Annotated in this window: 13 protein-coding genes; 4 read left to right on the top strand and 9 right to left on the bottom strand. The window is 45.7% G+C overall.

Features of this window, described 5'->3' with window-relative positions; all coding sequences use genetic code 11:
• Positions 1–196: 196 nt before the first annotated feature.
• The 3 genes from NCI00_RS05870 to NCI00_RS05860 all read right to left on the bottom strand — a co-directional run bounded on the left by NCI00_RS05870 (position 197) and on the right by NCI00_RS05860 (position 3318).
• Positions 197–493: a rhodanese-like domain-containing protein gene (locus NCI00_RS05870; RefSeq protein ID WP_114067637.1), complete on the bottom strand. Its 297-nt coding sequence runs from the start codon at positions 491–493 to the stop codon at positions 197–199.
• A gap of 91 nt (positions 494–584) precedes the next feature.
• Entirely contained in the window at positions 585–2408 is a 1824-nt protein-coding gene (locus NCI00_RS05865; protein ID WP_253525981.1) for a T9SS type A sorting domain-containing protein, read from the bottom strand.
• A 118-nt stretch (positions 2409–2526) separates the two neighbouring features.
• Complete coding sequence (locus tag NCI00_RS05860; protein WP_253525979.1) at positions 2527–3318, bottom strand: PASTA domain-containing protein; 792 nt, start codon at positions 3316–3318, stop codon at positions 2527–2529.
• Positions 3319–3643: 325 nt separating this feature from the next.
• On the opposite strand from NCI00_RS05860, the gene NCI00_RS05855 reads away from it, so the two are divergent.
• From NCI00_RS05855 to NCI00_RS05845, 3 genes are all read left to right on the top strand, one after another.
• Positions 3644–4891 carry an ABC transporter permease gene (locus NCI00_RS05855; RefSeq protein WP_253525977.1) on the top strand — a complete coding sequence of 416 codons (1248 nt, stop codon included), beginning with the start codon at positions 3644–3646 and terminating at the stop codon, positions 4889–4891.
• A gap of 62 nt (positions 4892–4953) precedes the next feature.
• On the top strand, positions 4954–5400 hold the full coding sequence (locus tag NCI00_RS05850) for a DMT family transporter (RefSeq protein ID WP_253525975.1): 447 nt from the start codon (positions 4954–4956) through the stop codon (positions 5398–5400).
• A gap of 85 nt (positions 5401–5485) precedes the next feature.
• Entirely contained in the window at positions 5486–6415 is a 930-nt protein-coding gene (locus NCI00_RS05845) for a glycoside hydrolase family 43 protein (RefSeq protein ID WP_253525973.1), read from the top strand.
• A gap of 75 nt (positions 6416–6490) precedes the next feature.
• Here NCI00_RS05845 and serS read toward each other — a convergent pair whose 3' ends face one another.
• From serS to NCI00_RS05815, 6 genes are read right to left on the bottom strand one after another with little or no spacing between them, the layout of a single operon-like run.
• Complete coding sequence (gene serS / locus NCI00_RS05840) at positions 6491–7762, bottom strand: serine--tRNA ligase (RefSeq protein ID WP_253525971.1); 1272 nt, start codon at positions 7760–7762, stop codon at positions 6491–6493.
• Positions 7763–7809: 47 nt separating this feature from the next.
• Positions 7810–9168 (bottom strand): aspartate kinase, encoded by a 1359-nt coding sequence (locus NCI00_RS05835; protein WP_253525969.1) that lies wholly within the window; start codon positions 9166–9168, stop codon positions 7810–7812.
• Positions 9169–9223: 55 nt separating this feature from the next.
• A complete protein-coding gene (locus NCI00_RS05830) occupies positions 9224–9478 on the bottom strand; it encodes a CBU_0592 family membrane protein (protein ID WP_253525967.1) in 255 nt (84 codons plus the stop codon).
• Entirely contained in the window at positions 9475–9705 is a 231-nt protein-coding gene (locus tag NCI00_RS05825; RefSeq protein ID WP_253525965.1) for a DUF2442 domain-containing protein, read from the bottom strand. The genes NCI00_RS05830 and NCI00_RS05825 overlap by 4 nt, the downstream gene beginning before the upstream one ends.
• An 8-nt stretch (positions 9706–9713) precedes the next feature.
• Positions 9714–9983, bottom strand: a complete 270-nt coding sequence (locus NCI00_RS05820) for a DUF4160 domain-containing protein (protein ID WP_253525963.1) — start codon at positions 9981–9983, stop codon at positions 9714–9716.
• Positions 9984–10038: 55 nt separating this feature from the next.
• On the bottom strand, positions 10039–10722 hold the full coding sequence (locus NCI00_RS05815) for a glycosyltransferase family 2 protein (protein WP_253525961.1): 684 nt from the start codon (positions 10720–10722) through the stop codon (positions 10039–10041).
• Positions 10723–10891: 169 nt separating this feature from the next.
• Between NCI00_RS05815 and bshC the strand changes: the two genes are divergently transcribed.
• Positions 10892–12499 (top strand): bacillithiol biosynthesis cysteine-adding enzyme BshC, encoded by a 1608-nt coding sequence (gene bshC / locus NCI00_RS05810; RefSeq protein ID WP_253525959.1) that lies wholly within the window; start codon positions 10892–10894, stop codon positions 12497–12499.
• The last annotated feature ends 56 nt before the right edge of the window (positions 12500–12555 follow it).

Raw genomic sequence — 12555 nt, 5'->3', positions numbered from 1 at the left:
TAGGTTTGTTAGCACAACTAAAATACGAAAATCCCCGAATTATGCCAAATACGCGCATATTCGGGGATTATTTTTTGATGCAAAGTACTGATAATTAATATCTTAACCCTTTAAAGGGAAGCCCAAGTAATTGGTATTGAGTGAATGCTTTGGTCTCAATACCAACTACTTGATACGCTATACTTAAATTTCCAAACTAGTCCAATTCGCGGTAGGCCAACATGCCGCCAATGACGTTGCGAACGTTGGTAAAACCTTGGCTTTGCATAAACCGTTGGGCGGTTTCGCTGCGTTTGCCTGAGCGGCAGTGTACTAAAATTTCTTCGTCTTTAAGGTCTTCAATTTCGTGGATTCGGTGAGGAAGCTCGCCCAGTGGGATAAGCTGCCCTCCGATGTTGTCATCTTCGTATTCGTAATCTTCACGTACGTCGATGAGGTTGATTTTCTCGCCGCTTTCAATGCGTTTTTTTAATTCTTCTACGGTAATATCCATTGTGGTAGCTTGATTTTAAGTAAAATAGATAAAGAGGAACGGAATTGAGAGGCCAAATATGGTAAAAATGTTACTCAATACGTACGCTGTGTTAGCGTTGTAACAAAATTTTCTTCACAACGGTTTTCTCGTCGTTGGATAATCTCACCAAATAAAGTCCATTGGGCAGTTCTGATAAATCCATGGTTTTGTTGGCAGACTGCACGGTTTGCTGCCTTACCAAAGCACCCGTGAGATGATAGATTTCAATGCGCTGAATTTCATCGGATTTCCACTGAATCAGTCCGTTGGAGGGATTGGGGTACACCTCCCATTCGGTTACTTTTTCGGGCTCTATGGATGTGATGGGAGGCAGAGCCTTGCCGCCCATGACGGGCCGAACCTGTAAACTACCTTGAAAATACGCCAAATTTGGGTCATTTTTGAACGAAGGATAAGGTGCCCATTCCTGCCCTAAATTGACAAAAACTTGGTCTTCATGTTGGGTATTTCGGTCCAGACCTACGGCGATGCCATCTGTGCCGATTTGAAGCCAGCCCACATAAAACGTGTCGCGGACCGCCACGCCATAATCAAACGGAAACTCGATAAAACCGTTGCGAGCCTTGGCGTATTCTACCCTAAAGGCTTTTTGCTGAAGCATCGTGCCAGGGCGTCCGTCTTTGTTGCTCCATACCTGAACGGTGATGGATTGCCCCGTTAAATCCTTCAAGATGGGGACAATGTTCATGCGTACTCCCGATACCACATCGGGTTTGTTTAAAAAGTACCTTACGGCTGTTCGGCCCAGCGTCCGATTCATGTACACGGCAAATTCGGCGGTGCCATCGTCGTATGCGTAATAATCATCGAGAACGGTTTTGCCCGAAATACTGTCATTACGACGCAAATCAATGCCCGGAATGGAAGGATTTCGGTCGTCGGTGGTTAGAATTTGGAAGCGATTGACGAGTGAAAGGCGTTGGGTAACGTTGGTGTCCACGCTGATAGCTTGAGGCTTAACACTTTTATTTTGCGAACTGAACTGGTCAATAAATACAGAGTTGTCTCGGAGAATTGTTTGAAACGTTCGCCCACTTAGTTCGTCTTTTAAGGTGTACGAAAAGGCGGTTGAGTTAAAGATATTGTGAAGATTGTTGATGCGGGTAAACACCGAATCGGCAGTTTCGGCCCCAGCATTAGCCAAATACTGCTTGAGCGGCATGGCCGAATATCGTTTCAGAAAAGAACTGACGGGCAGGCTCACGGATACATCCTGAATGTATCTGTTTAAGCGCCGGCCTTTGTCGAGGTATACATAATCAACGTGCCACGAATCAAACGGCCCCGATTGACGCGCAAATGCCTGAAAGCGGAATTGAAAATTTGCGTGAAAATAAGCGTTGTTTCGAATAGCCAACTGCACGTAGTTAAAGTTAGGATTAGGTACTCCGCCGGCTTGTTTCCAGATGGTTTGCCAAACTCCCTTATCATTTAAAAGCTGAACTCGTAAGGAATCATCAGCATCGGGAAATTCCCCCAAACCGCGCAATTCCCAATAGAAACTGAGATAAATAGAATCAGCAGCGGTAAGGCCCGCCAGATTGATGGGCTGGGAAGTGAGGGTGTCGCTGTTGCCCTGCGCGTTTTGGTTGACCAAATTATACGGTTGACCAGCGGCATTGGCCCCGTCAAATGTAACTACATTGACCGTGGGGTGGTTGAGTGTATTTGTGTTATTGACGTAGGTTCCGCCGCCAGCAATCCATAAGGCAGGGGAGGGAGCGCTACCGTTGGTCAATGAAAAATCATCAAAAAAAGGCAGTGAAACCGCCTGAGTACGGGCATTTTTGGCAGTGGAAGTAGCCTGTATTGGAGCAATCGGAAACCCAATGAGTTGGGCATGAGCGGTACAGCTCAAAAGCGTAAGGAACAAAATGCAACGCAGCCTCTTTGCACAAAAGGCTGCGGTAGGCGTATTCGTTAAGAAATATCCGATAACGGAAGTCCTGTTTCTAGTAAGGGTTAATTTTTTATTTTTTGCTCCGCTAAAATTATTCATTCTGTTGTTCAGGTTGCGTATCAGGCTGTCCGCCAACTACCCATAAGTCAATCACCTCGCCTACGTGGATTTTATTTCCTGCCCCTGCTTCTGGATTTTGTCGAATGACCGTTCCCGGTGCTTTGGTAGGGTCTTCTACGGGCATAACAAGTCCACGTTTGAGGCTGGAGGCTTTCAGGACAAAGTCAGCTTCTTCGAGTGTTTTACCTACAACGTCTGGAACATCAAATTCAGTATTTCCGATGCCATCTCCGACTTCCAAAACAATGATAGAACCCTGCGGAATGAGCGTGCCCGGTGTGATGCGTTTTCCGTTGAACAATTGGGCCATCACCGAGTTTTGGGCTGGGTCAGGAACATACTTTATTTCGCCTAAGCGCAATCCCAACCGTCCTAACTCTGCTTTGGCACTGTTTAAGGTACGGTCTTCCAATTGAGGCATTTTGACGTTTGGTGCGGTCAGGGCCGTGATGTAAACGTATATTTTGCGGTCTTCCTTGACGCGTAAACCCGACTTGGGGTTTTGGCGAATCACCGTCAAAGGTTTTTGACCCACAACAAACGTACAATCGACCACTTCGTAGCGTAGATTACGCTCGTCGAGGTAATCTTCCAGTTGCTGCGTACTCATGCCCGTTAGGTCTGGTACCGTAATACTTTGTCCGTGATTGGTTGTAAATGGTAAATACAAAAAGAAGAACCCCAAAAATAGTGCCACAACAAGCGCTACGACAAGACTGATATGAACAAAAAGATCGGTACGCGAATTTGTGCTGATTTTCATACAAAAATTATGGATTGAATGGGCCGAATGAACGGCAAATTTTTGAAGGAACTCATCCTTCCAATCACCTCTTGATAGTCATGCTATGAGTTTACTGCAAAGAAAATCTAAATTTCTGAATTGGCGGTAAAATACGCCCGAATTTGTATGGAGATAGGGCTGTGCTATCTTTTGAACAACAGAAGGTTAGTAAATGACGCGCCTGACTCGCCACCAATCAAACCGGCTGATTGCCATTCATGTAAAATGTTGGTTAAATATGAATTGGATGTAGAATTTTTGTTGTCAATCCCCTCAAACTGATTAAAATAAACCGTCAAAGGCCATGAAGTTTTTCCGTCAAACGTTTGAAAGTCTGCGTTTTGCTTGGCAGGCATTGCGTTCCAACCTTTTGCGTACCACCTTATCGTTGCTGGGGGTGACGGTCGGAATTTTTGCCATCATTGGCGTTTTTACCATCGTTGATTCACTTGAGCGGAGTATTCGCCAAAGTTTGGCAACCATCGGTACCGACGTAGTGTATGTGCAGAAATGGCCGTGGAATTTCGGAGGGGAGTTTCAGTGGTGGAAGTATTTTCAGTGGCCAGAAACTTCTTACAGTGATTACAAATTTTTGGCCGAACGAATGGAAGGAGCTGAGGCGGTAGTGGCGATGGGATTTAAGGGCGGATTGACGGCCAAAAACGGCAATAATAGCATGGATGCGTTGATTCAGGGCATGACTTATGATTTCAATAAAGTCTCTGACGTAGAAATTGAGAAGGGCCGGTATTTTACACCGCAAGAAATAGACGCTGGACGGAGCGTTGCCATTATAGGGGCCGAAATTGCCGAAACAGTATTCCCCAATGACCCCGAACCCATCGGAAAAAGCTTTAAAATCAAAGGGTTGAACTATTCCGTCATTGGTGTTCAGAAGAAGAAAGGAAAAGGGCTGTTTGATATTGCGGGAAATCCCGACACCAAAGTTTTGTTGCCGTTTTTAACGTTTGCAAAATCATTCCAAAATCGCATCAGTAGTTCGGTATCCATCGTGGTCAAAGGCAAACCCGAAGACGAAGGATTGGTAGAGCTAGAGGCCGAAATTGTAGGTTTGCTACGTACTAAGCGCGGCTTGAAACCTTCCCAGACCACCAACTTCTCCATCAATCGCCCAGAGGCCGCCACAAAGGCAGTTTCAAGTTTGTTTGGGGTTATTACGCTGGTAGGCTGGGTGATTGGTAGCTTTTCTATTTTAGTGGGAGGGTTCGGGATTGCGAACATTATGTTTGTGTCAGTCAAAGAACGCACCAACCTCATCGGCATCCAAAAATCGTTAGGCGCCAAAAATTACTTCATTTTATTTCAATTTCTGTTTGAAGCCATTTTCCTGAGCCTCATCGGCGGACTGGTCGGCATTGGATTGGTTTACTTAATGTCTTTTATCCAATTGGGCACTTTGGAGATTGTTCTTTCGCCCAAAAACATACTTCTCGGGCTGAGTGTTTCGAGTATAATCGGTGTTTTGGCGGGCATCGTGCCCGCCTTCGGAGCCGCCCGTATGGACCCTGTTGAGGCGATTCGAGCCAAGTAAACGGTTTTTTATTCCGCCATTTTTTTGGGAAGTTTGCAGAACTCATCTGGCTTTAACTTCCCATGAATTACTTTTTTCTACTGTTGGCTTTTTTGATTGGCGTAACCAATACGTTCCAATCTGGGGTTAATTCACAACTGCGTCTTGCTACCCAAAACCCTATTTTATCTTCCATTCTTTCGTTTGCTACGGGTTTATGTGTCTTGTTGGTTTGCTACTTGCTTTTCAACAAAGATGCTATTCCCAGCTTTGAAACTTTCAGAAGTATCAGCTGGTGGAAATGGCTCGGAGGGGTGTTTGGGGCATTCTACGTTCTGACCGTTATTTTGATAGTGAAAGAAATCGGGCCTGCCAACCTGCTTTGTCTTATCATTGCAGGACAGCTAGTGGCGGGGGTGTTGATTGACCATTTTGGGTGGGTGGGTTTTGCCGTTCATCCCATGAATATTTGGCGAATATTTGGTATTGGGCTGATTATCGTGGGGGGCGTTTTGGTACTTAAAAACTAACGACCAACAGTACGGTGCAGGAGAATTATGAGGAGTAACCCTGAAGATTTTTACGAATTAAATTGATATTAAAACCTCTATCCAAATGAAAATCAGGTCTTTGGTCTTTTTAATGCTTTTTCCTTTTTTAGCAATTGCTCAAAAAGAAGCTTACCTTTTTTCGTATTTTATCAAAAATGGGGAAGACGGACTTCACTTTGCTTACAGCACCGATGGCCTCACGTGGCAGGCCTTAAAAGGAGGGACGTCTTTTTTACAGCCCCTAATCGGGAAAGATAAACTCATGCGTGACCCGTGTATTTATCAAGATAAAAACGGTACTTTTCATATGGTTTGGACGAGCGGTTGGTGGGATAAAATAGTGGGTTATGCGTCGTCTAAAGACTTGGTGAACTGGTCAGAACAAAAAGTCATTTCGGTTATGGAACATGAGCCCACCGCCAAAAATAGTTGGGCTCCCGAGATTGCGTACGATAAAAAAACGAACTTGTTCCTGATTTTTTGGGCGACCACCATTCCTGGAAGACATACCGATGTGGCGGATTCTGAAAAAGAAAAAGGACTGAATCACCGCATGTATTACGTCACCACGCCCGACTTTAAGACTTTCAGCGAAACAAAAATGTATTTCAACCCTGAGTTTAGTGTGATTGATGCCACGATTTTTGAAAAAGGAAAGGAGTACTACATGTTTTTGAAAAATGAAAACCCGAAGCCTGCCGAGAAAAATATTCGTATCACAAAGGCAAACAGCGCGCTAGGGCCTTTTCCTACGCAGGTTTCGGCGCCCATTACGGGAGATTACTGGGCCGAAGGCCCAACGGCCATCGAAGTGGGAGAATACGTGTACGTGTATTTCGACAAATACACCCAGCACAAATACGGGGCGGTGCGCTCAAAAGACATGAAAACGTGGGAAGATGTATCTGACCAAGTGAAATTCCCCGAAGGAATACGCCACGGAACGGCATTTAAGGTGTCACCTTCTTTATTGGAATCCTTGAAAAAACTGTAAAAAAAGTGTCGGTTGTGGGCAACCGACACCACGAAGCAGTGAGGTCGGTTGCCCACAACCGACCTCATCCCCAATTTATTGAATTACTTCAAAACCACAATACGGAACCAATGCCTTCGGAATGCGAATGCCGTCGGGCGTTTGGTTGTTTTCGAGTAGAGCCGCCAAAATACGGGGTAAGGCTAGGGCCGAGCCGTTGAGGGTATGAAGCAATTGTGTTTTGCCTTCGGTCTTGTAACGAAGTTTCAGACGATTGGCCTGATAGGTTTCAAAATTAGAAACCGAGCTGCATTCGAGCCAGCGGGCTTGCGCAGCAGACCACACTTCAAAGTCAAAGGTAAGCGCCGACGTAAAGCCCATATCGCCACCGCAGAGACGGATGATGCGGAAAGGTAATTCCAGCTTTTGGAGCAAACCTTTTACGTGTTCGGCCATTTCGTCGAGCGCTTGATACGATTCTTCGGCTTTGCGAACCTGCACAATTTCTACTTTGTCAAACTGGTGCAAACGGTTCAGACCGCGCACGTGCGCGCCCCAGCTACCCGCTTCACGTCGAAAACAAGGTGTGTAGCCTACGTTTTTGATTGGCAGGTCATTTTCAGCCACGATGACGTCGCGGTACAGGTTCGTAATTGGCACTTCAGCGGTCGGAATCAAGTATAAATCGTCGACGGTGGCGTGGTACATTTGGCCTTCTTTGTCGGGCAACTGGCCCGTACCAAAGCCTGATTCAGCGTTGATAAGAATCGGCGGTTGAATTTCCAAATATCCTGCTTCTACGGCTTGGTCCAGAAAAAACTGAATCATGGCGCGCTGCAACCGAGCGCCTTTGCCTTTATAGACAGGAAAGCCCGCACCCGTGATTTTGGTGCCGAGTTTGAAATCAATGATGTCGTATTGCTCAATCAAATCCCAGTGGGGCTTGGAGCCTTCGGGCAGGCTTGGTTTTTCGCCCCACGTGTACACTTCCACGTTTTCTTCGGGGGTGCGGCCCGGCGGTACGCTTTCGTGGGGAAGGTTGGGCAACAGAACCAAGGTAGCCTGCAACTGCTCTTCTACTTCTTTGAGGCTCTCTTCCAGGGCTTTAGCGCGTGTTTTTAGCGTGGCGGTTTGGGCTTTGGCGGCTTCGGCGGTCTCCTTTTTGCCTTCCTTCATCAACTGCCCAATTTGCTTGGCTAGCGTGTTGGATTGTGATAAAGTGGCATCTAGTTCGCTTTGTGTATCGCGGCGCTGTTTGTCCAATCCCAAAAGCTTATCAACGGCTTCGGTGGCTCCTTTAAAATATTTGCGTTCTAAACCAGCAATCGTAAGTTCGCGGTTGTCGCGGATAAAATTCAGTTGTAACATTCCTTTTTATTTTTGTCAGAGTGTTCACTCTGGTTAATATTCTTCTACTACTGCGCCGTGAAGATATTCTTCATGGCATCTTCGTAGTAGAACAAGCGCTCGTTGAGCACATTGAGCGCCTCCGCTTTGTCTTTGGTCCACACCAGAATTGAAAGATTATGCTCTGATGCCCCGTATGAAATCATCCGAATTGGAATGTGCTTCATTGCTTCGAATACCTTCAGCGCAATGCCTTCTTTATCGGCTTTAAAATCTCCTACGATGCAGATGATGGACAAATCGCGATCATGCTCTTCCAAATCGGCGATTTCGCTCAACTCTGCCGTGATTTCGGCTAAGTTTGTATCGTTGTCGATGGTGACCGACACCGATACTTCGGAGGTCGTAATCATATCGACGGGGGTTTTGTATTTTTCAAAAATCTCAAACACCCGACGCAGAAAACCGTAGGCATTCAGCATACGTGTCGAGTGAATATAAATGGCCGTGAGGCCGTCTTTGGCGGCAATGGCTTTGATTTCGCGGTCGGTAGTGGTCGTTGCAATCAACGTACCGAAGGCCTGCGGCTCCATTGTGTTTTTCAAACGTACGGGCACGCCGCGCATTTTGGCGGGCGTGATGGTGCTTGGATGGAGGATTTTGGCTCCGAAATACGCCAATTCGGCGGCTTCTTCAAACGTTAACTCACGGATTGGGAACGTGCGTTTTACGATGCGTGGATCGTTGTTATGCATTCCGTCGATGTCGGTCCAGATTTGAATCTCTTCGGCCCGAATCGCCCCACCAATCAAAGACGCGGTATAGTCAGAACCGCCGCGTTTGAGGTTGTCCACTTCGCCACGAGGATTACGGCAAATGAACCCCTGCGTGATGATGAGTTGTTTGTCGGTCTGGTGGTCGAGCATGTCGCCCAAAAGCGCCTCAATGGTTTCGAGTTCAGGCTCGCCGTCGGTGTCGATGCGCATAAAATCAAGCGCAGGCAGCAGTACCGAGCTTTCGCCTTGCTCTTCCAGATAGCCCTGAAACAGTTGCGTGCTCATGATTTCGCCCTGCGCCACCAATTCTTTGTCTTGTTTGAGGGTAAAAGGACGGCTTTTCAACACCGAACGAATGAAATTGAATTCATTGTCGACGATGGTCTGTCCTTTTTTCAGACTTTCTTCGGTGCTGTATAATTCTTTGATAAACGCATCGTAATGCGCCTTCAAGGCATCTATTTTTTCTTGTACTTCGGCGTCATTGTTCGCTTTTGCCGATTCTCCCATTGAAATCAACGCATTGGTCGTACCAGATAGGGCCGACAATACCACAATTTTGCGACCGCTGTCGGCCGTAATAAGTGTTCTGATTGAGTGCATCCGTTCGGGTTTTCCTACCGACGTTCCGCCAAATTTCCAAACTTGCATTGTTGTATATTAAATTAATGTACTGGTGAATTTTTGTTGTATAATAATCCTGACTTTAAGCGTTACTTTCTTTCCCCCTTCTCACCATGCCCCAAATCGCAATTCCGACCCATACTATATTGACTACCGCAGAAGGAATGGCATTGTGAAACAGGGTATTGACAATCAGACAAATACTGCCAGCCAAATTGGCCCATAAATAAAAATGGGAGTTGGGATGCAAACGGCCGCTGATGTTGAGCGCGTACGCCGCTACGACCAATACTGAACCAATCCAGCCGAGGATATCTACGATAAGACGCTCTGTCATTTGCTTTCTAGGTATAAAGTGTCTGGGCAGAAATCAAGCTCATTGTTCCAAGTAACTGTCCCATTAAAAACTTTTGCCGAGTTAAATAAGGATATATCTTTAAGTTCTTCAAAAATTCCTTTGTCTAGATAAGGTTTTACGTCGAACAAACGTACTTCTTGATTAGAGAAGACAATTTGTAGTTCATAATTGCCTAAGGGGGTGACTTGCTTTACTCTTGGATTCATTTTTAAGCCTATTTTAAGGGGTCGATTGGGAAAATTTTTTGCCCGTTTATGGCCAATTGCCAGTCAGCCATTAAGTCTTCTCGACGTAGCTCAATCCATGCTTCAACTAGTTTTTGTTTTGCTTTTGGCAAACTTCCATCAATTAATTCTCCTGTTTCGATGGAAAAAACGGCTTCCTGCCCACTATAGCTGACGTGAATGTGGGGCAAATGGTGTTGTTTGTTGTCAAAATAATACAACGAAACAATTAAACCATAAAACATTGATATGACAGGCATACATTCTGAAATTTTTCGCAAAATTACGGGATAAATCGGTAGAAACCTGTGGGTTTTACCAATACTTGAAAATTGTGGTAATAATCTTGTAACCAGCCAAAATAACGCCTTTCAGGGTGCCCGAAATCTTCGAAAAACCAATGCGCTTTCGGTACTTTACGGGCACTTCGGTGGTTTTCATGCGGTGCTTGGCGGCTTTGAGCTGCATTTCGACGGTCCAGCCATAGGTGGTATCTTGCATATCCAACGCCAAAAGTTTATCCCATTTGATGGCTCTAAACGGCCCCAAATCCGTATAGCTGACGCCATAAAGCAGACGCATTAAAAACGTAGCGAGCCAATTCCCGAATACCTGTTGGGGCGTCATGGAGCCGCTTTCGCGCTTTCCTAAGGCCCGTGAGCCAATCACCATGTCGTAGTTTTGTTCCAAAATGGGTTTCACCAAATCGGGGAGTTGTTCGGGATAATCAGAGTGGTCGCCGTCCACAAAAACAATGATGTCGGGTGGGAGTTTGAGCGATTGCACGTACGCCATGCCGCGCAGACAAGCTCTACCGTAGGCGGGCAAAGGCTCAGGTACTACGGTCGCGCCCGCTTCGGCCGCGCGGGCCGCCGTTTGGTCGGTGGAGCGATTATCGACCACGACGATTTCCCGCACCCATTCTTTCGGAATTTCGGCAATAACTTTTCCAATAGCTTCTTCTTCGTTGTAGGCAGGTATGATGACGATAATGTTCAAAAGAATTGGGGTTTAGCATTTAAGAGCAGTAGTTGCAAAGATAGGGAAACTTTACGGAGAGGTGTTTCGTTTACGTGTTTAGACTTGGAAGCGGAATATTGATTCTCAATGTCTAACCGTTTTGGCGAACTGATCCGGTGTCTGTCTAATGTCAAATTTTCCCTCAAACATGCATTGTCAACCCTTACCACTTGAAACTACGGGCGCGTTCCCACCGCTTTTCTTAGACTATATTTCCCAAAAAGCTCATTTAAAGCCTTTTTACGGGCATTTTCCGACATTAAGCAATTTTGAAAAACAGATAAAAGACAAAAGTCAGTTTCCGTCTGAGCACCGAGCAGTACTCGTAAAAGCGCTTGAACGGCAGTATAAAAATATATCGGTCAAACCAGATTTAACCATTCTCAATGACCCCAATACGTTTGTGGTTACCACTGGTCACCAGCTAAATATATTTACGGGGCCATTGTACGTCATTTATAAAATTGTCACGGCCGTCAATTTGGCGCGAAAATTACAGGCTGCTTATCCTGACTCGAAGTTTGTGCCCGTATATTGGATGGCTACAGAAGACCATGATTTTGAGGAAATCAGTTACTTTAATCTTTTTGGCAAAAAATATACTTGGCAAACCCAGCAGCGCGGTGCGGTAGGGCGTATGACCCCCCGCGAACTGGGCGAAGCGCTCAAAATCCTACCCGAGCGGGTTCCTGTGTTTGAAAAAGCTTATTTGCAATGCGATACCCTGGCCGATGCCGTGCGGTGTTATATGAATGAGCTTTTTGGGGCCGAGGGTTTGGTCTGCATTGATGGCGACGATGCCGAACTAAAACGTTTGTTTCTACCCGTCGTTGAATCTGAACTTCTGCACCAGGAAGCCCACCAAATCAGCAATGCCACCACGCAAAAACTCGAAGCAGAAGGCTACCATACGCAGATTACGCCCCGCGAAATCAACTTTTTTTATTTGGTAGATGGCCTGCGCGAGCGCATCGTCAAAGAGGGAGATATTTATCGGGTGCTCAACAGTGATTTGGTGTTTTCGAAAGAAGAAATTATCGCCATTGCGCATCAACATCCCGAGCGTTTTAGTCCAAATGTGGTCTTGCGGCCTTTGTATCAGGAGATTATCTTACCCAACCTTGCTTACATCGGCGGGCCTTCAGAAGTGCCGTATTGGCTGCAGTTGAAGGGGATTTTTGATCATTTTCAAGTGCCTTTCCCGATGTTATTGCCGCGAAATTTTGCATTATACATTAATTCGGCCAGTCAAAAACGGGCCGAAAAATTGGGCGTAACCGTTGAAGAATTGTTCTGGGATGACGTAAAACTACGAAAGACGTTTGTGGAAAAAACATCATCGTTGTCGTTGGAACTCGACGAGGAAAAACGTGCTATTGAGGAGGTTTTTGTGGCTATTTTGCGTAAGGCTATTTCCATTGATAAGACCTTGGAAGGCGCGGTAAATGCCGAAAAAACCAAGGTGCTCAATACCTTGGAAAACGTAGAAAAACGCCTAAAAAAAGCAGAAGAGCGCAACTATGAGACGGAAGTCAATCAGTTATTGGGTCTAAAATCAAAGCTTTTCCCTAACGGAAGTTTGCAGGAACGGAGCGATAATTTTTTGAATTTTTACTTGAATGATAATACATTTTTGGAGAAACTACTGGGCACATTCGACCCGCTGGATTTTAGCTTTAATATTTTGACCGATGAGGAAGGTGACGAAGAAGTGTTTTCTTCCGAAAATGCTACGGGACGAATCAACCCAGCATAAAAGCGGTTTTCTCGCTGCCATAAAAACAATAAAGCCGTCTCATAGAGACGGCTTTA

Source organism: Runella salmonicolor, assembly GCF_024158025.1.
In the GTDB taxonomy this organism is placed as follows: domain Bacteria; phylum Bacteroidota; class Bacteroidia; order Cytophagales; family Spirosomataceae; genus Runella; species Runella salmonicolor.
This window is presented reverse-complemented; position numbering and strand designations above follow the sequence as displayed.